This is a genomic window from Actinoallomurus spadix, from assembly GCF_024055725.1.
Lineage (GTDB): Bacteria > Actinomycetota > Actinomycetes > Streptosporangiales > Streptosporangiaceae > Actinoallomurus > Actinoallomurus spadix.
In genome coordinates this window covers 312,951-331,628 of sequence record NZ_JAMXMX010000006.1, presented here as the reverse complement: position 1 = coordinate 331,628, position 18,678 = coordinate 312,951, and the positions used below count along the sequence as shown (strand labels likewise).

20 protein-coding genes and 2 tRNA genes are annotated in these 18,678 nt (G+C 70.9%); 11 read left to right on the top strand and 11 right to left on the bottom strand.

The window, feature by feature from the left end:
- Positions 1-167: 167 nt before the first annotated feature.
- The gene (locus tag NE235_RS11475) at positions 168-1,091 is read right to left on the bottom strand and encodes an alpha/beta fold hydrolase (protein WP_252801655.1); all 924 of its coding nucleotides are present in this window, start codon (positions 1,089-1,091) and stop codon (positions 168-170) included.
- Between the two features lie 89 nt (positions 1,092-1,180).
- Between NE235_RS11475 and NE235_RS11470 the strand changes: the two genes are divergently transcribed.
- A complete protein-coding gene (locus NE235_RS11470) occupies positions 1,181-1,660 on the top strand; it encodes a MarR family winged helix-turn-helix transcriptional regulator (protein WP_252801653.1) in 480 nt (159 codons plus the stop codon).
- Between the two features lie 177 nt (positions 1,661-1,837).
- Here the strand turns inward: NE235_RS11470 and NE235_RS11465 are convergent.
- The 3 genes from NE235_RS11465 to NE235_RS11455 all read right to left on the bottom strand — a co-directional run bounded on the left by NE235_RS11465 (position 1,838) and on the right by NE235_RS11455 (position 4,379).
- Positions 1,838-1,927: transfer RNA gene (locus NE235_RS11465), tRNA-Ser, on the bottom strand.
- A gap of 264 nt (positions 1,928-2,191) precedes the next feature.
- Positions 2,192-3,808, bottom strand: coding sequence for a long-chain fatty acid--CoA ligase (locus NE235_RS11460; protein ID WP_252801651.1), 1,617 nt, complete (start codon positions 3,806-3,808; stop codon positions 2,192-2,194).
- Between the two features lie 52 nt (positions 3,809-3,860).
- Positions 3,861-4,379, bottom strand: a complete 519-nt coding sequence (locus NE235_RS11455; protein WP_406567562.1) for a SigE family RNA polymerase sigma factor — start codon at positions 4,377-4,379, stop codon at positions 3,861-3,863.
- A gap of 362 nt (positions 4,380-4,741) precedes the next feature.
- Between NE235_RS11455 and NE235_RS11450 the strand changes: the two genes are divergently transcribed.
- From NE235_RS11450 to NE235_RS11440, 3 genes are all read left to right on the top strand, one after another.
- On the top strand, positions 4,742-5,569 hold the full coding sequence (locus NE235_RS11450) for a hypothetical protein (RefSeq protein WP_252801647.1): 828 nt from the start codon (positions 4,742-4,744) through the stop codon (positions 5,567-5,569).
- 133 nt (positions 5,570-5,702) lie between these two features.
- Positions 5,703-6,638 (top strand): MauE/DoxX family redox-associated membrane protein, encoded by a 936-nt coding sequence (locus NE235_RS11445; RefSeq protein ID WP_252801645.1) that lies wholly within the window; start codon positions 5,703-5,705, stop codon positions 6,636-6,638.
- A gap of 145 nt (positions 6,639-6,783) precedes the next feature.
- Positions 6,784-7,959: an FAD-dependent monooxygenase gene (locus NE235_RS11440; RefSeq protein ID WP_252801643.1), complete on the top strand. Its 1,176-nt coding sequence runs from the start codon at positions 6,784-6,786 to the stop codon at positions 7,957-7,959.
- On the opposite strand, the gene NE235_RS11435 is transcribed toward NE235_RS11440, so the two are convergent.
- From NE235_RS11435 to NE235_RS11420, 4 genes are all read right to left on the bottom strand, one after another.
- Positions 7,920-8,204, bottom strand: coding sequence for a helix-turn-helix domain-containing protein (locus tag NE235_RS11435; RefSeq protein ID WP_252801641.1), 285 nt, complete (start codon positions 8,202-8,204; stop codon positions 7,920-7,922). The two genes, NE235_RS11440 and NE235_RS11435, sit on opposite strands and share 40 nt — an antisense overlap.
- Positions 8,205-8,431: 227 nt before the next feature.
- Positions 8,432-9,622 carry an AAA family ATPase gene (locus NE235_RS11430; protein ID WP_252801639.1) on the bottom strand — a complete coding sequence of 397 codons (1,191 nt, stop codon included), beginning with the start codon at positions 9,620-9,622 and terminating at the stop codon, positions 8,432-8,434.
- 520 nt (positions 9,623-10,142) lie between these two features.
- Entirely contained in the window at positions 10,143-10,643 is a 501-nt protein-coding gene (locus tag NE235_RS11425; protein WP_343885748.1) for an ion transporter, read from the bottom strand.
- A gap of 66 nt (positions 10,644-10,709) precedes the next feature.
- Positions 10,710-11,708 (bottom strand): pirin family protein, encoded by a 999-nt coding sequence (locus NE235_RS11420; protein ID WP_252801635.1) that lies wholly within the window; start codon positions 11,706-11,708, stop codon positions 10,710-10,712.
- Between the two features lie 145 nt (positions 11,709-11,853).
- Here NE235_RS11420 and NE235_RS11415 point away from each other — a divergent pair, with 145 nt between their 5' ends.
- Positions 11,854-12,315, top strand: a complete 462-nt coding sequence (locus tag NE235_RS11415) for a MarR family winged helix-turn-helix transcriptional regulator (protein ID WP_252801632.1) — start codon at positions 11,854-11,856, stop codon at positions 12,313-12,315.
- 2 nt (positions 12,316-12,317) lie between these two features.
- Here NE235_RS11415 and NE235_RS11410 read toward each other — a convergent pair whose 3' ends face one another.
- Positions 12,318-12,632, bottom strand: coding sequence for a hypothetical protein (locus tag NE235_RS11410; protein WP_252801630.1), 315 nt, complete (start codon positions 12,630-12,632; stop codon positions 12,318-12,320).
- Positions 12,633-12,731: 99 nt separating this feature from the next.
- Between NE235_RS11410 and NE235_RS11405 the strand changes: the two genes are divergently transcribed.
- Positions 12,732-13,475, top strand: coding sequence for a M15 family metallopeptidase (locus NE235_RS11405; RefSeq protein ID WP_252801628.1), 744 nt, complete (start codon positions 12,732-12,734; stop codon positions 13,473-13,475).
- Positions 13,476-13,498: 23 nt separating this feature from the next.
- Here the strand turns inward: NE235_RS11405 and NE235_RS11400 are convergent, their stop codons facing one another.
- Positions 13,499-13,663, bottom strand: coding sequence for a hypothetical protein (locus NE235_RS11400; RefSeq protein ID WP_252801626.1), 165 nt, complete (start codon positions 13,661-13,663; stop codon positions 13,499-13,501).
- Positions 13,664-13,798: 135 nt separating this feature from the next.
- Here NE235_RS11400 and NE235_RS11395 point away from each other — a divergent pair, with 135 nt between their 5' ends.
- The 3 genes from NE235_RS11395 (at position 13,799) to NE235_RS11385 (ending at position 15,013) form a co-directional block, all read left to right on the top strand.
- Entirely contained in the window at positions 13,799-14,137 is a 339-nt protein-coding gene (locus tag NE235_RS11395) for a hypothetical protein (protein ID WP_252801624.1), read from the top strand.
- 48 nt (positions 14,138-14,185) lie between these two features.
- Positions 14,186-14,836: an MOSC domain-containing protein gene (locus NE235_RS11390; RefSeq protein WP_252801622.1), complete on the top strand. Its 651-nt coding sequence runs from the start codon at positions 14,186-14,188 to the stop codon at positions 14,834-14,836.
- Between the two features lie 88 nt (positions 14,837-14,924).
- Positions 14,925-15,013: transfer RNA gene (locus NE235_RS11385), tRNA-Ser, on the top strand.
- A gap of 78 nt (positions 15,014-15,091) precedes the next feature.
- Here the strand turns inward: NE235_RS11385 and NE235_RS11380 are convergent.
- Positions 15,092-17,080: a nucleotide-binding protein gene (locus NE235_RS11380; RefSeq protein ID WP_252801620.1), complete on the bottom strand. Its 1,989-nt coding sequence runs from the start codon at positions 17,078-17,080 to the stop codon at positions 15,092-15,094.
- Between the two features lie 82 nt (positions 17,081-17,162).
- Between NE235_RS11380 and NE235_RS11375 the strand changes: the two genes are divergently transcribed.
- Both NE235_RS11375 and NE235_RS11370 read left to right on the top strand, forming a co-directional pair.
- Positions 17,163-18,122, top strand: a complete 960-nt coding sequence (locus NE235_RS11375) for an NAD(P)H-quinone oxidoreductase (protein WP_252801618.1) — start codon at positions 17,163-17,165, stop codon at positions 18,120-18,122.
- A 12-nt stretch (positions 18,123-18,134) separates the two neighbouring features.
- The gene (locus tag NE235_RS11370) at positions 18,135-18,671 is read left to right on the top strand and encodes a bacterial proteasome activator family protein (protein WP_289848445.1); all 537 of its coding nucleotides are present in this window, start codon (positions 18,135-18,137) and stop codon (positions 18,669-18,671) included.
- Positions 18,672-18,678 lie beyond the last annotated feature (7 nt).

Sequence of the window (18,678 nt, the reverse complement as noted above, 5' to 3'; positions counted from 1 at the left end):
CTCGCCACCATGCGCCGCAAAGTGAAATACCGCACGCGCTCCCCGTTCCCCGGAAAATCCCAAAGGGACTTTATACGCGAGTACGGGACAAGGGAAGCTCTGTAGCCTATACCGGTCAAACACCCCAGGAGGGCGAGCGAGTCCGCCGGCGGGCCCCCGCGTCCTGGTCACCGGTCCGACTCACCGAACGCCTTACGGCCGTCTTTCGGTGAGTCGATGCCGCCGACGAAGCCGAGAAGGGCCTTCGCCACCTCCTCGGGGGCCTCCATCGCGGCGTAATGGCCGACACCGTCGAGTTGGACGGCGCTGATTCCCGTCGACACGACTCGGGACATGGTGTCGGCCGTGAAGGAGCCACCACCGGCACCGATCGCGAGCACGGGCACGTTCAGGCCGGGCGATTCGGCGAGACTCCGGATCTCGGGACCTTCCCGCAGCATCGACCGGTAGAGGCCGATCGCGCCACGCCAGCCGCCGGAACGCGCGTAGGTGCGGGCGAACTCGTCGATGTCCGCATCGCTGATCGCTCCCGGGGTGGCGGTCATGGCGGGGAAGGCGTATCCCCCGAGGAACTCGCGTTCGCGGCCGGTCAGGAGCATCTCGGGAATGCCGGGCGCGGTGAGTGCCCCGATGTGCCAGGCGCCGCCGTGGGTGACGTCGGCCAGCGTCTCGAGACCGAACCCGGCCAGGCCCATCTCGATGGCGGTGAGACTGAGGACGTCCTCGGGGTGCCCGGTGGCCAGCCGGAAGACCGTCGCCCCGCTGATGTCCTGCCCCGTGAGATGGACCGGGCCGATACCGAGGTGGGTGATCAGGTGGTGCAGGTCCTCGGCCGACGTCCTGCTGTCGAAGTCGCTCGGCGCGACGTCCGAGTCGCCGAAGCCGCGCAGATCCACGGCGAAGACCCGGTGACTCGCGGCGAGCAGAGGGATGAGCCTGCGGAAGGTGTGCCACGTCTCGGGGAACCCATGGACCAGCAGGATCGCGGATCCGGTGGTTCCCGCGGTGACATAGTGCAGGGTCGTTCCGTTGACGTGGGCACGGTGGTGGGTGACCTGGGGCAGAGGGCGACTCGCCGGCGCGGTGGTCATGGGCTCTCTCCTTCTGGATTCGACAGTCTGACTGTCGAAATATAGACAGCCATTCTGTCTTTGTCCAGGAGTTGCCGTACTCTTGCCCCATGTCTCGCTCCGGTGCCGATCTCGCGCTCCTGCTGCTCGGCGGCTTCCGCGCGCTCGTGGACTCCGCGATCACCGAACTGGCCGAGCGCGGCCACCCTGACGTGCGCCCCGTCCACGACTTCGCCCTGCGGGCCATCGCCGCGGGCGCCGACAGCGCCTCGGAGCTGGGCCGTCGCCTGTCGATCACCAAGCAGTCGGCGGCGAAGACCATCCAGGTGTTGCAGGAGCGCGGATACGTGACCCGCCGGCCGGATCCACACGATGCCCGCCGCAAGCGGCTCCAGGTCACCCCGCTCGGTTTCGAGGTGTTGCGCGAGGGCGAGGCGATCTTCGACGAGCTACGCGAACAGTGGGCGAAGCAGATCGGCACGGCCGAACTCGAAAGCATCGAGAAACACCTCACGGCGCTGGTCGGCGCGCAGCCCGTGCGCTTCGACACGCCCGGCTGGATCGCTCAGGACGCCGGCGGCCCGGGCTGAGTCACCCCAGCCGACCCTGGGCGACGGCGGCCGGCAGGAGACCGACGAGGACACCGGCGCCCGGATGGGCGCTGCCCTGTGGGGCGAGGAGTAGCAACGGCGACTGGGGCCGCAGGAGCCCCAGGAACGATCAAGGGCCTTCCCCGTCGTCGACTGGGGAAGGCCCTGATCACTGGGCGGAGGCTCGGGGATTTGAACCCCGGATGGACGGTAAGCCCAAACCGCATTAGCAGTGCGGCGCCATAGACCGGACTAGGCGAAGCCTCCTCGGTGGCCACCAGGCCGCACACAGCGTACCGGGCATCGGCCCCTACCGGCAAAGCGTCAGGCCCAGTCGCCCGAATCGACCCGGTAGGTGGTCCGCCCGGCGGCCCATGCCGAGGGTTCCCGCCGCCCCGGCAACGCGGATCCTCGGCATTGACCGCACCCGACGGCGCTCAGGCCGGCACCTCGGCCGTCGTGGCCGCCTCGCCGCCGATGTGACCACCTCGCCGTCGTCGTGACCACTACGCCGCCGCAATGGACTGAGGGTTACTTGGTTTCGACGACCTCGAGGGCGCCTTCGGCGTAGAGCCGGCGGAGGGTGCGCTTGGAGAACTTGCCCACCGAGGTCTTGGGGACGGCGGCGATGAAGGACCAGCGCTCTGGGACCTGCCATCTCGGCACGCGGTCGGCGAGGTAGGCCCGCAGGTCGGCGGCGGAGGTGGTGGCTCCCTCGCGGAGGACGACGGAGGCGAGCGGGCGTTCCTGCCACTTGGGGTCCGGGACGCCGATCACGGCGGCCTCGACGACGTCCGGGTGGCCCATCAGGAGGTTCTCCAGCTCCACCGACGAGATCCACTCTCCGCCGGACTTGATGACGTCCTTGGCGCGGTCGGTGAGGACGAGGTAGCCGTCGGGGGAGACGGTGCCGACGTCGCCCGTACGGAGCCAGCCGTCGTGGAACTTCGAGGGGTCCTCGTCCCGGTAGTAGGAGCCGGTGATCCAGGCGCCGCGGATCTCTATCTCGCCGACGGAGGCGCCGTCGGCGGGCAGGACCGTGTCGCCGTCGCCGACGACGCGGACCTCCAGGCCGCTGACGATCCGGCCCTGGGTCACGCGGTACCGCCAGGGGTCGGGGCAGGCGGGCGGCGGGTGGGCGACCGAGGCGAGGGGGGAGGTCTCGGTCATCCCCCAGGCCTGCACGATCCGGACGCCGAGGTCGTCGAACGCGCGGAAGAGGGACTCGGGGACGGCCGAGCCGCCGCAGGGCACGAGGCGCAGGGAGCTCAGGTCGGATTCGTTCTCCTGGGCGTACCGGAGGACCTCGTTCCAGATGGTGGGGACCGCGCCGGAGATGGTGGGGCGTTCGTCCTCGATGATGCGGACGAGGTGCTCGGCCTGCAGGAACCGGTCGGGCATGAGCAGCGACGCGCCGGCCATGAGGGCGGCGTACGGGAGGCCCCAGGCGTTCGCGTGGAACATCGGCACGACGGGCAGGACGCGGTCCGCGGCGCGCAGCCCGAAACCGTTGCCGGTGCAGGCGGCCATCGAATGGAGGTACGCCGTGCGGTGGGAGTAGACGACGCCTTTGGGGTTACCGGTGGTGCCGCTGGTGTAGCACATGGCCGCGGCCTGGCGTTCGTCGAGCTCGGGCCAGTCGAACGTGTCGGGTTCGGCGGCGAGGAGGGCCTCGTAGGAGTGCAGTTCCTTGCCGGCGGGTTCCAGGGGGGTCAGGTCGGCCTCTCCGGTGACGAGCACGTGCCGGACCGTCTTCATCCGGGGCAGGATGGTGGCGAGGAGGGGGACGAGGGTGTCGTCGACGATGACGACGTCGTCCTCGGCGTGGTCGGCGATGTAGACGAGCTGGTCGGCGGCGAGCCGGATGTTGAGCGTGTGCAGGACCGCGCCCATCGACGGGACGGCGAGGTACGCCTCGAGGTGCTCGGTGTTGTTCCACTGGAAGGTCGCGACGCGCTGGTCGGCGTCGACGCCGAGGCGGCGGAGGGCGTTCGCGAGCCGGGCGGCGCGGCGGCCGAGTTCGGCGTACGACGTGCGCCGCATCCCGTCGCCGGTGAAGGTCGCGACCTCGGCCTCGCCGCAGATCCGGGTGCCGTATCGCATGATCGCGGTGATGGTCAGCGGATGGTCCTGCATCGTGCTCCACACGGCGGCCTCCACGCTTGAGGGTGTGACCGGATTGTGGTCCTTCACTCGGCGGTCAGTCCAGGGTGGCGAGCTCCTCCTCGGCGTCCTCGCGGAGTTTGGCCATGGCGCGGGAGACGGTGCTCTTGACCGTGCCCACGCTGACGCCGAGGGCTTGGGCGATCTCCGCCTCGGTGAGATCGTCGAAGTAGCGCAGTTCGACGTACGCGCGCTGGCGGGCGGGCAGGCGGCCCAGGAGGCGGTCGAGGGCGTCGCGCAGTTCGCTGCGGCCGGTGTGGTCGGCGACGGGCGTGTCGGGCATCTCGTCGGTCGGGTACTCATCCAGCCGACGCCGCCGCCACCAGGAGATGTTGATGTTCACCATCGCGCGGCGGACGTAGCCGTCGAGGGCGGAGCGGTCCTTGATCCGGTCCCAGGCGAGGTAGGTCCTGGCGAGGGCGGCCTGCAGGAGGTCCTCGGCCTCCGTACGGTCGGCGGTGAGGAGGAGGGCGGCGCGCAGGAGCGTGGGACGCCGTGCCGCGACGAAGTCACGGAACTCATCGTGCGACGCAGTTCCCACGGGACCGTCCGGCATGCTGGGGAGTTCGTTCTGACGATGCCGACGATCGCACGGAGACCGTAATTACGGATCAACTCCCTGCTCATGTTTCGGCCAACGCACTACGCAGCAATCATGAAAAATTGTCACGTATACCTCTCAGCATCTTTGGCCGATTTGGACAAAGGAGTCGACAGAAGGAACGCACGGGGTAAGGCTTGACGTGCGACTTCCCGTCGCACCGGCCATGAGCACTGTCATCGATGTTCGGAGCTTCCCCCATGCTGCCTTCCCGCGATTTAATGCACCGCCGACGCAGGCTCCGGGCGGTGGTGTCGGGCGACCCGCCGCGTTATCCGGAAGAAGAAGACCTTTGGCCGCGGCGCGCGCTGGAAGGGGTGATCGTCGATGCCAGCCCGCACGTTCTCACGCTCGCCCTGGCGGACGGCTCCGAAGTGCGGCTGCCCATGTCGGCGACCGTCTCCATCTGGTACGACGGCCGCGCCGAGCTCGCGGCGCTGCGTCCCGGACGGCACGCGGTCGTACGCCCGGCCGCGTCCGGCGGGCTGGCCGCGGAGCAGATCTGGGTCGACATCGCACGGGTCACCGGCGTGATCACCAAGCGCACCGGTGACGTGTTCGAGGTCGACGCCGGGCCGCATCGCGGACGGCTCACCGTGACCGTGCCCGCCCAGGCGATGCGCCGGGTGCAGGTGCGTCACCCGCGGCTCGAGCCGGGTTCGCTGCTGGACGTCATCGGCGTCCGGCGGGGGCACGAGATCCTCGGGCTGCGGCCCGCGCACACGTCGCCCCAGCCGGCGCCGCACGCGATCGAGCCCGCTTCGCGCCGGGAGGCCGAATCCGTGCGGATCCTGCGCGGCACGGCCACCTGGTTCGACCACCCCGACGGCGTGCGCGGCGCGGCGTACCCCGCCCTGGACCCGTACGGTGACGGCGGCGGCTGCGGCACCGGCCCGGTGACCCGGCTGCCGTACCTCTCCCTGGGCAGCGAGGTGCGGGTCCGCAACGAGTGCACCGGCCAGGAGGCGCCCGTGCCCGTCATCGAGTGCGGCTGTCTCGCGGCGCGCTTCTGTGACCGCTGTGTCCGGTGCGGGACGTCCCCACGCGGACGGGTGGTCGAGCTGTCGAGGAGCGCCTTCGTCGATCTGGGCGGCGACCTGGACGCCGGATGCTTCAACGTCACGGTACGAGTGGACCGCCCATGACCGAGCGAAGCGAGGGAATCGATCAGTACCGCACCCTGGTCATGAGGCCGACGAAGGAGGCTCCCATGACCGAGCGAAGCGAGGGAATCGATCAGTACGGCACCTTGGTCATGAGGCCGACGAAGGAGGCTTCATGACCGAGCTGTTCCGCGAGGTACAGATCCCGTTCCTGGCCGCCGTGCTCCTCGCCGCGGCGGCCGGCAAGGCGCTCCCCCGCGGCCGTGCGCAGGTCCCCGCCCGGTACCGTGACGGGGCCGTCACCCTGGCCCTCGCGGCCGGCGAGGCGCTGCTCGGCGTCCTGCTGCTGACGACCTCGATGTTCGCGGTACGGCTGGCGAGCGTGGTGTTCTTCGCGACCGCCACGTCCGTCGTCGCCGACCTCGTGCACAGCGGCTCCGGGCAGGCGTGCGGCTGTTTCGGCCGGTTCAGCGCGGGGCCCGCCCGCCGGCTGGGGGTCGTACGGGCCGGGGTGCTGACCGGGGCGGCGATCCTGGCGGCCGGGGTGCACGAGACCGGCGCGCAGATCCTCGCCTCGGCGGACGGCCGGTCCGCGGCGCTGCTGGCCGCGGACTGCCTGGCGTTCCTGGCGCTCTCCCCCGAGGTGGCGGCCGCGGTCGAACGCCGGCTGCATCCGGTCCCGTGCGAGCTGCGCGACGTTCCCCTCGACGCGACGTACGCCGCGCTGCGGCCGAGCGCCGCGTGGCGCGAGCACGCCGCGTCCCTCACCTCGGCCGAGCCCACCGACGTGTGGCGGGAGCTCTGCCACCGCTATCTCGTCTACCCCGGGGAGGTCGACGGCCGGCCGGTCGAGGTCGTGTTCGCCGTCCCGGTCGACGGGGGACCGGCGGCCGTACGCGCCGGCGTGGCGTGGAGCTCGGGATGGGAGCACCAGGACGACGACTCCGGACCGCAGCGTGTGCACAGTCCCGTCTGTGGACGCCGGCGCACGCGCGGCCCCGCCGAGACGTCCCCGCCCAGGCGGCCCCGCCGAGACCGCTCTGCCGAGACGCCCCACCCAGGCGGTGCCACCGGAACGTCCCGCGTTGGCGGCCTCGCCGGGAGGCGCTGACGGCGCGCCGACACAGGCGCGCCGGGCGCTGAGACGCGCGTGTCAGGCACTGCCAGCGGAGCGTCAGCGTCCGGTGCGCGCCGGGCGCGACAGTCGGATCGGCGCGGGGGGTACCGCGCCGATCCGAGTCTCAGGGAGTCCTCTCATGCGGAACACACCCGTCCTCATCTCCGGTGCCGGCATCGCGGGTCTGGCGCAGGCGTACTGGCTGGACCGGTACGGCTTCGACGTGACGGTCGTGGAGCGGGCCGCGGAGCCCCGGCCCGGCGGTCAGGCGATCGACGTACGCGGCACGGCGCTGGACGTCGCCGAGCGGATGGGCATCGTGGCGGACCTCCGCCGGCTCAAGACGGATATGCGCGGCTCGTCGTTGGTCGACGGCACCGGCAAGGAGCTGTACTCCAGCACCGAGCGGACGCTCACCGGGGGCGTCCTCGACGGTCCCGACGTCGAGCTCATGCGCGACGACCTGGTCGTTCTGCTGCGGGAGGCCGTGGGGGACCGGGTGGAGTACCTATTCAACGACTCGATCGCCGCGATCGCCCAGGACGAGGAGGGCGCGCACGTCACGTTCGAGAGCGGCGCCGCGCGGTCGTACGACCTGGTCGTGGGCGCCGACGGGCTGCACTCGAACGTCCGCAGGCTGGTCTTCGGCCCCGAGACGGACTTCATCCGCCACCTCGGGATGTACATCGGGGTCTACACCGCGCCGAACTTCCTCGGGCTCGACCGCTGGCAGACCTTCTGCATGGAGGACGGCGTCGGCGGCGGGGTGATGAGCGCCCGCGGCAACGCCGAGGTGCGGGTGTACGTCGGCTTCGCGTCCGAGGAGCCGCTGGACTACGACTACCAGGACATCGAGGCGCAGAAGCGGCTCCTGGCCGACAATGTCGGCGACGTGTGGATCTTCCCGACCGCGCTGAAGTACGTGTGGGACGCGCCGGACTTCTACTTCGACGCCATGGTCCAGATCCACATGGGCCGCTGGTCGCGCGGCCGGGTCGTGCTGCTGGGCGACGCCGGCTACTGCGGGTCGCCGATGTCGGGGCAGGGGACGAGCATGGCCCTCGTCGGCGCGTACGTCCTGGCGGGGGAGCTGGCGGCGGCCGGCGGCGACCACGAGGCCGGGTTCGCGGCGTACGAGGCGGAACTGCGGGACTTCGTCGCCCAGAACCAGGCGCTCGCGCTGGTCGACGACCGAGACCGTCTGGAGACGGCCGGCGACGCGGACGACGCCATCGCGCGCCTCACGGAGGTGGCCCGCTCGCTGACGCTGAAGGACTACGCGCCGGCCGGGGACCCGGCGAACGTCCGGCGGTAACTCGTGGGCGGGACGCCGACGACGCGGGCGAAGTGGCGGCGGAGCATGGTGGCGGTGCCGAACCCGGTGCGGGCCGCCACCTGCTCGACCGCCAGGTCGGTGGTCTCCAGCAGCCGCTGCGCCTCGGCGACGCGCTGCCGGATCAGCCAGTGCGCGGGCGTGGTGCCGGCCGGCTGCGTGAAGTGCCGGGCGAACGTCCGCGGCGCCGTACCGGACCGTCTCGCGAGGTCCGCCACCTGCACCACGGCCGGTTCGCGCGGGTCCTGCGCACCGCCGACCTCCTCGGCGTCTCTGCCGACGTATAGCGGACTCTTCGCTCTCGGCTAGAGAACGCTAGAAAGAGCTCGAGCCGACTCTCGATCGTTCTCTAGGGCTCTCTAACGATGCGGCTAGACAGGCGTAGATTCCGCTCGACGCTCGATCGGACCGTCTACGCCTCTCTAGTGCGTGCGCAAGAGACCGGTATACGACGTCAGACCGGCTGGGACCTGAGGAAATGCCCGAAGTGCGGCACCGTGAAGGCGACCAGACCGCGCTCCGCGCTGTAGATCAGCCCCTTCTTGATCAGGCCGTCGCGGGCCGGCGAGAGGCTCGACGGCTTGCGCCCCAGCTCCTCGGCGACGGTGGAGGTCGGCACCGGGTCGTCGCCCAGCGACGCCATGGCCCGCATGTAGTCCCGCTCGGCCGGGGTCGCCCGTTCGTACCGGCTGCCGAAGAAACCGACCGCCAGCTCCCCCTCCGCCTCCGGGGCCGCGACCTTGATGTCGTCCGCGCTGATCGGGGTCTCGGGCGCGATGTCCCAGGCGACCTTGCCGTACGCCTGGACGAAGTAGGGATAGCCGTCGGCCGCCTGGTAGAGCGCGTCGAGGGCGTCCGGGGTGAAGGTCACGCCCTCCCGCTCGGCCGGGGCCAGCAACGCCAGATCGGCGGCGGACCGGTCGAGCCGGTCGATGCGGGCGTACCGGAAGAGACGCTCGGAGTAGGACTTGCTGGCCGACAGCACCGCGGGCAGGTGCGGCAGCCCCGCCCCGACCACGATCAGCGGACCGCCGCTCTGGGACAGCTCGTGGCAGGCCGCGCACAGCGCCGACACGTCATCGGCCGGAATGTCCTGCATCTCGTCGACGAACAGCGCGATGCCCACCCCGAGGTCGGTGGCGACCGACGCCGCGTCCACGAACAGCTCGGTCAGGTCGATCTCCAGGTCGCCGGAGTCGGCCCGGCCCCGCGCGGCGGGCACGTCGATGCCGGGATTCCACCGGCGCGGCACGGCCTTGCCCTTGACCGGCTCGGTCTCGGCCTGCGCGAACGCCTTCAGCACCCCGAGGAACCCCTCGATGCGGTCGGGCGCGCGGTGCCGGGGCGCCAGCTCCCGTACGGCCATGTGCAGGGCGGAGGCCACGGGGCGGCGGATCGACTGATCGGGGCGCGCCTCGATCTTGCCCGTCCCCCACAGCCGCTGAATCGCCATCGACCGGAACGTGTTGAGCAGCACGGTCTTGCCCACGCCGCGCAGGCCGGTCAGGATCATGCTGCGCTCGGGGCGGCCGTGCGCGACACGTTCGAGGACGACCTCGAACTGTCGCAGCTCGCGGTCGCGGCCGGTGAGCTCTGGGGGCCGCTGCCCCGCGCCGGGGGCGTACGGATTGCGCACGGGGTCCACGCTCTCGGACTCTATGAGCCGATATAGCTGCGGCCGTAGATTTCCGTAGAAAGTGCTACGGCGTGTCGCGCGGCGGCGCGGCCGGCACCGCGTCGCCACCGGAGCGGTGAGGATCGCCACCGGCCCCGCCTCCTCAAGACGTGCGCATCCAGAATGTCGAACCTGTGTTCGAAGTCCTGCCACGGTAGCGCACCCGAGCGGGCCCGTCAGCGGAACGCCCGCTAGACGTCGAACAAAGTATCGATCATGCCGTCGAGCGCGTCGGCCATCGCCGCCCGCCGATCCGGCGCCACCGCGACGACCAGACCCGCCTGCCACAACGCGCCGAACAGCAGGTGAGCGAGAGCGACGAGTCGCTGGCCGGGGTGCCGGGTGGCAGCGAGCCAAGGCAGCGGCGGCCGAGCCGGGACCTTGCCGTCAATCTGAGCTCCTTGCCACCGTTGTTGCGGCCCGGATAGGGCAAAAGGTACAGCGTGCGGTCCGCTATGACGGCGTAGTGGCCACATCGGCGGCGAGGTGGTCAGAGCGACGGCAAGGCGCTGGCCGGGGCACCGGGGGCGGATCGCGAATGGCGTGGGGTCAGGCGTCGGCCGGCCTCGCCTATCCCGTTCGGTCGCGCGCCTATCTCGTTCGACGCGTTCGCACTCTGGGACGGATTCCGGTCCGCGGTGGTCGAGGACTCGGCCATGAGGCGGTCGACCTTCTCGCTGAGCGCCCGGATCTCGTTCATCAGTTCGGTGTGCTGTTCCAGTTCCAGTTCCTGATCCTCTTCCCAGCGCGAGGAGTCGACCTCGCTCTGCATCGAGGACACGATCACACCGATGAGCGAGTTGAGGATGAAGAACGCCGTGACCACGATGAACGTGACGAAGAAGATCCAGGCCAGTGGTTCCCTCGCCATGACGTCCCCGGCGACGCTCGGCCAGTTCTCGACCGTGAGCACCGTGAACATCGTGAACAGCGACCGTCCCAGGTTGCCGAAATGCTGCGGGGCCACCTCGTGGAAGAGTCGCTCGCCGATGACGGCCGCGACCTAGAGGGACGGCAGCAGGAGAACCAGGATCGCAGCCAGGCCCGGGATCGCGGCTCAGCTCCGGGGCAGGGGTTCGTCTGCGGCGCTGCGGTGAGGGACCCGCTCGGCGGGGACGGTGCCCATCCGGCCGGCCTGGAAGTCCTCGAACGCCTCGATGATCTCCTGGCGGGTGTTCATCACGAACGGGCCGTACCGCGCGATCGGCTCGCGGATCGGCAGGCCGCCCAGGACGAGGATCTCCCAGCCGTTCCGGCCGGCGAGGGGCTGCGAGCCGGCCGCGGTGACGGTCAGCGCGTCGCCCGCGCCGAAGACCGCGAGCTGTCCCTCGTCCACCGGCCGCCCGTCCGGCCCCGCCTGGCCACGGCCCGACAGGGCGTACACGAGGGCGTTGAAGTCACGCGGCCACGGCAGGGTGAGCCGTGCGCCGGGCGCGACCGTCGCGTGCAGGTAGGTGATCGGTGTGTACGTGATGCCGGGTCCTCGGTGCCCGGCCAGTTCGCCCGCGATGACGCGGACGACGGACGAGCCGTCGTCGCTCGACAGCAGGGCCACGTCACGGGACTCGATGTCCTGGTACCGCGGCGGCACTCGTTTCTGGGCGCGCGGCAGGTTCACCCACAGCTGCACGCCGTGGAAGAGGCCGCCCTTGGCGACGAGTTCGGGCGTGGGCTGTTCGATGTGCTGCAGCCCGCTTCCGGCGGTCATCCATTGGGTCGCGCCGTCGGTGATCAGGCCGCCGCCTCCGGTGGTGTCCCGGTGCTGGAAGGCGCCGTCGATGACGTAGGTCACGGTCTCGAAGCCGCGGTGCGGATGCCAGGGCGTGCCCTTCGCCTCGCCCGGGGCGTACTCCACCGCGCCCATGTGGTCGAGCAGGAGGAAGGGGTCGGCCAGTGACAGGTCCATGCCGGGGAACGGCCGGCGGACCTGGAAGCCCTCCCCCTCCAGGTGCTTGGAGGCGGTGACGACCTTGGCCACCGGCCGCCAGGCGGTGTCCTGTTGGGGCAGGCGGGGCAGTCGGGTCAAGGTCAACGGGTCTGCGGTCACGGCGGGCATCGGAACCTCCTCGGTCGGTACGACCCCTGCAACGTGATTGAAGTTTCAACTATTCCGTCGAGCCTTCACGCCGATACGCCGCGGGAGCAGATCGTCACCCTAGCCGAAACTTGTTGAAAATTCAATCAACCTGTACAATCGAAACATGAGCGAACCGCGCTGGCTCGATGCGGCCCAACAGCGTGACTGGCGCGCCTACATCGAGGGCAGCGTCCGGCTGGCCGATCTCCTCGACCGGGACCTCAAGGCCAAGCACGGCCTGACCACCGCCGAGTACGAGATCCTCGTACGGCTGTCCGAGGCCCCCGAGCGGCGGCTGCGCATGGCCGAGCTGGCGGAGTACGCGAGCCAGTCACGGAGCCGTCTCTCCCACACGGTGGCCCGCCTGGAGTGCAAGGGTCTCGTCTCGCGCGGCACCTGCGGCGACGACAAGCGCGGCGTCAACGCCGAGCTCACCGAGAAGGGTTTCGCCTTCCTGGAGCAGGCCGCGCGCGATCACGTCGCCACCGTACGGGAGTACTTCATCGATGTCATCGACCCCGATGACCTGAAGGCGGTCGGCCGGGCGTTCAGCGCCGTGGCCGAGCAGGTCGCCAAGGCGCGCTGAGCTCAGGAGTTCAGCCCGGTGCAGAAGCCGAGCGAGAACAGCGTCATGAAGGTCCAGCCGCACATCAGCCCGACGCCGTACAGCCGGGTGAAGCCGGTCATCTTCCAGGCCAGGAAGCCGCCGAGCCCGAACGCCAGCAGGAGCAGCGCCAGCGCCTGGGCCAGCAGGCTGAAGTCCTTGCCGCCGGAGAGGTTCATCTCCAGGGCGGAGTACATCATGATCGAGTCGACGAGGATGAAGGTGCCGAGCCCGCTGCCGACGGCGGTGATCTCGCGCATGCCGAGGGGCGGTCGCCGTTTCCCGTCCGTCTCCGTCATGATCGGCCCTCGCGGATCGACTGCCCCGGCCGTAGCCGAAGACTAGTTCGCCCGCTGATTCCGGACGAAGCATCGGCGACCGCATGTAATGCTTCCGTTATGGAACGCCTGACCCTGGCCGCCGTCCTGGGTGGCGCGGCGCTGGCACTTTCGGCCTGTGGCGGAGGATCGCCGGACACGACGGCCCGTCCGCCGGCGGCGACGTCGCCGGTCGCCACTCCAGGCTCGGCCACCCCGACCTCCTCGCCGTCCCCAACGGCTTCGGCGAGACCGCAGGCCTTCACCGCAAAGATTTCCAAGATTCCGTCGCGCGCGACGGTCAAGTACTCCTGGCACGCCGGCTGCCCGGTCGGTCTCGACGGCCTCCGGCTGATCCGGATGACGTACTGGGGCATGGACCACAAGCCGCACCAGGGCGAGATGGTGGTCAACGCCCACGTGGCGTCGAAGATCGTGAGCGTCTTCCACAAGCTGTACGACCAGCGCTATCCGATCCGGCGCATGGAACTCGTCGACAAGTACAAGGGCAGCGACTTCGAGTCGATCGAGGCCGACAACACCTCGGCCTTCAACTGCCGGAACGCCACGGGCTCCAGCAACTGGTCCCAGCACGCGTACGGGCTCGCCGTCGACCTCAACACGTGCGAGAACCCCTACGTGCATTCCAACGGTCACATCGAGCATCCGCGCTGCGTGAAGTACGGCAACCGCAAGCGCAAGGACCCCGGCGTGATCCACGCGGGGGACAAGGTGGTCCGGGCCTTCCGCTCGATCGGCTGGGGGTGGGGCGGCACGTGGGGTGGCCCCTGGGACTTCCAGCACTTCTCCGAGAGCGGCCACTGACCGGTCGCGGTGGCGGGCCGCCGTCAGATGACGAGGAGCGCGATCACCACGATCACGACCAGCAGGCCGATCGCACCACCGATGATCAGCCCGGTGTTCTTCGGGCCGGACGGCGCGGCGTCTCCCCGGTTGGCGAACGCCCGGAACTGCTGGGTGCTGCCCGCGGGATCCTGTTCGTTTTTCGGCATGCACGTGAAGATAGTGGAGATACACCAAGGTCACCGATCTTTCGCCACATCCGGTGAGACCGCGCGTGACCAGGGAGGTCCGGTGGCCGGTGACCACTCTTCCCAAGCCCGAGAACGTCACATAACGTGACACGCATGGGCGGACCGGAAGTGCGTGCTGAAACATCGCACGGTGTGGCGTACGACGCTCCCTCCGGCGCCCTCCTCCTCCGGCTGCTGGACGAGCTCGGGCCGGGCAACCAGTACCTCATCGTCGACCGGCTCGACGCACCCGACGCCGGCCACTTCATGCAGGTGTACCGGGAGGTCGACGGGACGTTCGCCGTGGAGTACCGCGAGGGCGCGGCGGACCGGCACTTCGAGGCCGTCACCGCCGACCTGTGGCAGGTCCACGAGGCCCTCGCCGCCTGGGCGGCCGGCGCTCCGGGATGGCGGGACGCGTTCGACTGGCGGCCCTGGCCCTCCGGCGGGTGACCGGGAAACCGTTCGCGTCCGGCGCGCCCACCCGCCTACCGTTCGACCATGGCGCTGCTCCTCTCCGTCAACATCGGACGCCCCCGGCCGAACCCCTGGAAGACCACCGGGATCACCGGCATCGACAAACGCCCCGTCGACGGGCCGGTCGCCGTCACCGCCCCCGGGCCGAAGGGCACGGGCGCCGTCGGCCTCGCCGGTGACCGCGTGTACGACGTCCGGAACCACGGCGGCACCGACCAGGCGGTGTACGCCTACGCGCGCGAGGACCTGGACCGCTGGGCGGCCGAGCTCGGCCGCGCGCTCCCGGACGGCGTCTTCGGCGAGAACCTCACCACGTCCGGCCTCGACGTGAACGGCGCGCTCATCGGCGACCGCTGGCGCGTCGGCGAGCGGGTCGTGCTGGAGGTCTCCTGCCCGCGCATCCCCTGCGGCACCTTCCAGGGCTGGATGGAGGAGCAGGGCTGGATCAAGCGGTTCACCCGCGCCGCCCTCCCCGGCGCTTACCTCCGGGTGATCGAATCCGGCGAGATCCGGGCCGGTGACCCGATCACCGTCGAGGACCGGCCGGAGCACGACGTCACGGTCGCGCTGGCCTTCCGCGCCCTGACCGCCGAGCCCGACCTGCTTCCCCGGCTGTCGGTCGCCGGGGCCCTTCCACAGGAGGACCTGCGGCGGGTGCGCCGGCGCACCGCCTGACGCTCCGTACGCCGCCCGACGCGGTCCCGTGTGCGCCGGGCGTCCGGCGCACACGGCCGTGCCCGGCCCGCTAAGGTGTTCACCATCTGGAGGGTTCGCATAGTGGACTAGTGCAGGCGCCTTGAAAGCGCCCAGGGCTGGGGACAGTCCTCGTGGGTTCGAATCCCACACCCTCCGCCGACCGAAGAGGCCGCCGCCCGTGCCGGGCGGCGGCCTCTTCCCGTTCGCTCGACGGAGTCGGCGCGGACAGGCGGGTCAGGTGGGCCAGGCGAAGCCGTCGCCGACCGTCGCGGCCAGGACCAGGTAGGCGTCGCGCGTCGCGGGGGAGAGCTGCTCCAGCTCCACCTCCGCGCCCTCCTCCAGGTGCGGGTCGTACGGGATGCGGACGACGGCGCGGCAACGGCTCTCGAAGTGGGCCTGCAGCCGGTCGAGGTCGACCGTGCTCCGGCTGCGGGACCGCACCATCGACAGCACGACGACGCCGCCGCGGACCAGCTCGCCGTAGTGGTGGGCCTCCAGCCAGTCGAGCGTCGCCGAGGCCGACCGGGCGCCGTCCACGGACGGGGAGCTGACCAGCACGAGCTGGTTGGCGAGGCCGAGGACGCCCGCCATCGCCGAGTGCAGCAGGCCGGTGCCGCAGTCGGTCAGGCAGATCGAGTAGAAGTGCTCCAGGACGTGCGCGACCGTGCGGTAGTCCTGCTCGCTGAACGCCTCGGAAACCGCCGGGTCGCGGTCGGAGGCGAGCACCTCCAGCCGGGACGGGGACTGGGAGGTGTAGGCGCGCACGTCGGCGTACCGCTGGATCTGCTCGTGCTCGTTGAGCAGGTCTCGTACGGTCGTCGCGGTCTCCAGCCGCACCTTGTCCGACAGCGTGCCCCGGTCGGGGTTGGCGTCGACCGCGATCACCCGGTCGCCGCGCAGCGACGCGAGCGTGGCGCCGAGGCCGACCGTCGTCGTGGTCTTGCCGACGCCGCCCTTGAGGCTCATCACCGCGACCCGGTGGTGACCGCCGGCCACCGGCGTACGGGCGCGGGCGAGCAGCTCGCGGCGGCGCAGCTCGGCCGGGGACTCCCCCGGGTGGATCACTCCGCCGGACGCCTTGTAGAGCGCGCGGCGCCACCCGTTGGCGGGAGCCTGCCGGCGGCCGCGCAGCAGCGTGTCCGCGCTGAGGCTGTCGGAGGTCTGCCCGGGGCCCTGCTGCTGGGCGTACGTCTCCGGCAGCGGCTGGAACGGCGGGCCGTCCTCCGGCTGGGCGTACGACGGCGCCTCCTGCTGCGGGAACGGCGCGTCCTGCCGGCCGTACGGTGCGGCCTCTGGCCGGCCGCCGTACTGCGGCGCGGGGTAGGGCCGGCCCGGTTGCTCGGCGGGGCGGCCGGGGTACTGCTGGGCCGCGTAGTCGGGGGCTCCGGGGTACTGCGCGGAGTAGTCCGGCGCCGCCCCGGGATAGGGCGGGCCCTGCTCGGCCGCCGGGTAACCGGCGGGCGGCTGGGCGTACGGCGGGCCGAACGCCGGGGCGGAGTACTGCGGGTAGCCCGGGTAGCCGCCGTCGCCGTACACCTCGAAGCCGTCCGCCTGAGTCACCTCGAAGCCGTCCGCCTGGGTCACCTCGGCGACGGGGCGCTGCTCGACGAACTGCGTGCGCTCGGCGTCGTCGAGGGCCTGCTCCCGGTCGCCCGCCGGCTCGGCGGGCTGGGACGGCTGCTGCACGTCATACGGCGCGGAGCCGTCGTCCGGATCCGCGGGCCCGGCGTCGTACGGCTGGGCGGGCGCCTGCTCCGGCTGGTCCTCCTGCGGGTGCCGGCCGGAATCCCGCTGCTCGGCCGCCGCGTCCTCCTGGGCCTCCTGCGCGGCGGCGGGGAAGCCCTGCTGTTGTGGGAAGGGGAGGAAGCCGGGGCCGTACTCCTGGGACGGCGCGCCCGGGAACTGCGGGGGCACGCCGAACTCGGGCGGCGGCGGATATCCGGGCGTCCCGAAGGCGTACGGTGGCTGGCCCTCGCCGGCCGGTTGCCCCTCGCCGGGCTGTGCGGCGTCCGCCGGCGGCGCGGGGAACATCGGCGCAGGAGGGGTGTTCGTCCACGGATTGGGCGGTGCGGCCTCCTCCGCGGCCTGGTCCCGCGGCTCGGCGGACTCGCTGTTCATGGCATCAAGAGACGCGAGCTGCTCTTCAAGAGAACGGCCCGTTTTATCCTGATCGTTCTTGGCCACCAGGTCCCCCTCGCGGACGCGCAGTGGATGAATCAGCACGATATGTTCATCCGCAGCCTAAGCCACCACAGGCATTGACCAATACCGTGTCGCTTGAGCATCCCCGGCTACCGTGAAACCCATGCATGCCATCGTCATCGAAAAACCGGGCGATCCAGACGTATTGCACTGGGTGGAAGTGCCCGACCCCGTCATCGGCCATGACGAGGTGCTGCTCGACGTCGTTGCGGCAGGTGTCAACCGCGCCGATATCCTGCAACGACGTGGATTTTATCCACCTCCGGAAGGCGCTTCGGAGTACCCCGGCCTCGAAGTCGCCGGGCGCGTCGCCGCCGTCGGCGACGGCGTCACCGGGTGGAACGTCGGCGACGAGGCGTGCGCGCTCCTCAGCGGCGGCGGATACGCCACCCGCGTCGCCGTACCCGCCGGGCAGCTCCTGCCCGTCCCGCGCGGCCTTAGCCTGGTCGAGGCGGCCTCGCTGCCCGAGGCCGCCTGCACCGTCTGGTCCAACGTCTTCATGCTGGCCCGGCTGCGCGCGGGCGAGTCGCTGCTCGTGCACGGCGGCTCCAGCGGGATCGGGACGATGGCGATCCAGCTCGCCAAGGCGCGCGGGGCGCGCGTGCTGTGCACGGCCGGCACCGAGGAGAAACTGGAGCGCTGCCGGGAGCTCGGCGCCGACGTCGCGATCAACTACCGCACCGAGGACTTCGCCGAGGCGGCCCGGCCCGTCGACGTGATCCTCGACATCATCGGCGCGAAGTACCTCCCCCGCAACATCGACGCCCTCGGCACCGGCGGCCGGCTCGTCGTCATCGGGATGCAGGGCGGCGGGGTAGGCGAGCTCGATCTGGGCAGGCTGCTGACGAAACGGGCATCCGTCCACGCAACCTCCCTGCGCGCCCGGCCGTTGGACGAGAAGGCCGAGATCGTCGCGGCGGTCCGCGCGGACGTCTGGCCGTTGCTGGAGGCCGGGACCGTACGCCCGATCGTGCACCGTACCCTTCCCATGGCGGACGCCGCCGCGGCGCACCGTGTCATGGAGGAGAGCACGCACGTCGGCAAGATCGTTCTAACGGTGTGAGACTGGGAATCTATGAATAATCCACTGAACAGCGAAGACCCGCAGGTCGTCGTCGTCGGGCCCAACGGCATGCCCATCGTGGCCGCCGAGCCCAAGGGCGACGGCGAGTCGGAGGAACGACCGGTCACCGAGATGGTCGAACAGCCGGCCAAGGTCATGCGCATCGGCAGCATGATCCGTCAGCTCCTCGAGGAGGTGCGCGCCGCGCCGCTCGACGAGGCCAGCCGGGCACGCCTGGCCGAGATCCACCAGCGTTCGATCAAGGAGCTCGAGGACGGCCTGGCCCCCGAGCTGATCGAGGAGCTGGGACGCATCTCCCTGCCGTTCACCAACACCGGCGTCACCCCGAGCGAGGCCGAGCTCCGCGTCGCCCAGGCGCAGCTCGTCGGCTGGCTCGAAGGGCTGTTCCACGGCATACAGACCACGCTGTTCGCCCAGCAGATGGCGGCCCGCGCCCAGCTGGAGCAGATGCGGCGCGCCCTGCCCCCCGGCGTCATCCCCCAGCAGGACGACACGGGCCACGGCCGCTCGTCCGGCCCGTACCTCTAGAAAGAAC

Bases quoted from the DNA above. Each gene is read 5' to 3' on its own strand.
- NE235_RS11475 (WP_252801655.1), bottom strand. From the start codon at position 1,091: ATGACCACCGCGCCGGCGAGTCGCCCTCTGCCCCAGGTCACCCACCAC.
- NE235_RS11470 (WP_252801653.1), top strand. From the start codon at position 1,181: ATGTCTCGCTCCGGTGCCGATCTCGCGCTCCTGCTGCTCGGCGGCTTC.
- NE235_RS11455 (WP_406567562.1), bottom strand. From the start codon at position 4,379: ATGCCGGACGGTCCCGTGGGAACTGCGTCGCACGATGAGTTCCGTGAC.
- NE235_RS11445 (WP_252801645.1), top strand. From the start codon at position 5,703: ATGACCGAGCTGTTCCGCGAGGTACAGATCCCGTTCCTGGCCGCCGTG.
- NE235_RS11440 (WP_252801643.1), top strand. From the start codon at position 6,784: ATGCGGAACACACCCGTCCTCATCTCCGGTGCCGGCATCGCGGGTCTG.
- NE235_RS11420 (WP_252801635.1), bottom strand. From the start codon at position 11,708: ATGCCCGCCGTGACCGCAGACCCGTTGACCTTGACCCGACTGCCCCGC.
- NE235_RS11415 (WP_252801632.1), top strand. From the start codon at position 11,854: ATGAGCGAACCGCGCTGGCTCGATGCGGCCCAACAGCGTGACTGGCGC.
- NE235_RS11410 (WP_252801630.1), bottom strand. From the start codon at position 12,632: ATGACGGAGACGGACGGGAAACGGCGACCGCCCCTCGGCATGCGCGAG.
- NE235_RS11405 (WP_252801628.1), top strand. From the start codon at position 12,732: ATGGAACGCCTGACCCTGGCCGCCGTCCTGGGTGGCGCGGCGCTGGCA.
- NE235_RS11400 (WP_252801626.1), bottom strand. From the start codon at position 13,663: ATGCCGAAAAACGAACAGGATCCCGCGGGCAGCACCCAGCAGTTCCGG.
- NE235_RS11395 (WP_252801624.1), top strand. From the start codon at position 13,799: ATGGGCGGACCGGAAGTGCGTGCTGAAACATCGCACGGTGTGGCGTAC.
- NE235_RS11390 (WP_252801622.1), top strand. From the start codon at position 14,186: ATGGCGCTGCTCCTCTCCGTCAACATCGGACGCCCCCGGCCGAACCCC.
- NE235_RS11375 (WP_252801618.1), top strand. From the start codon at position 17,163: ATGCATGCCATCGTCATCGAAAAACCGGGCGATCCAGACGTATTGCAC.
- NE235_RS11370 (WP_289848445.1), top strand. From the start codon at position 18,135: ATGAATAATCCACTGAACAGCGAAGACCCGCAGGTCGTCGTCGTCGGG.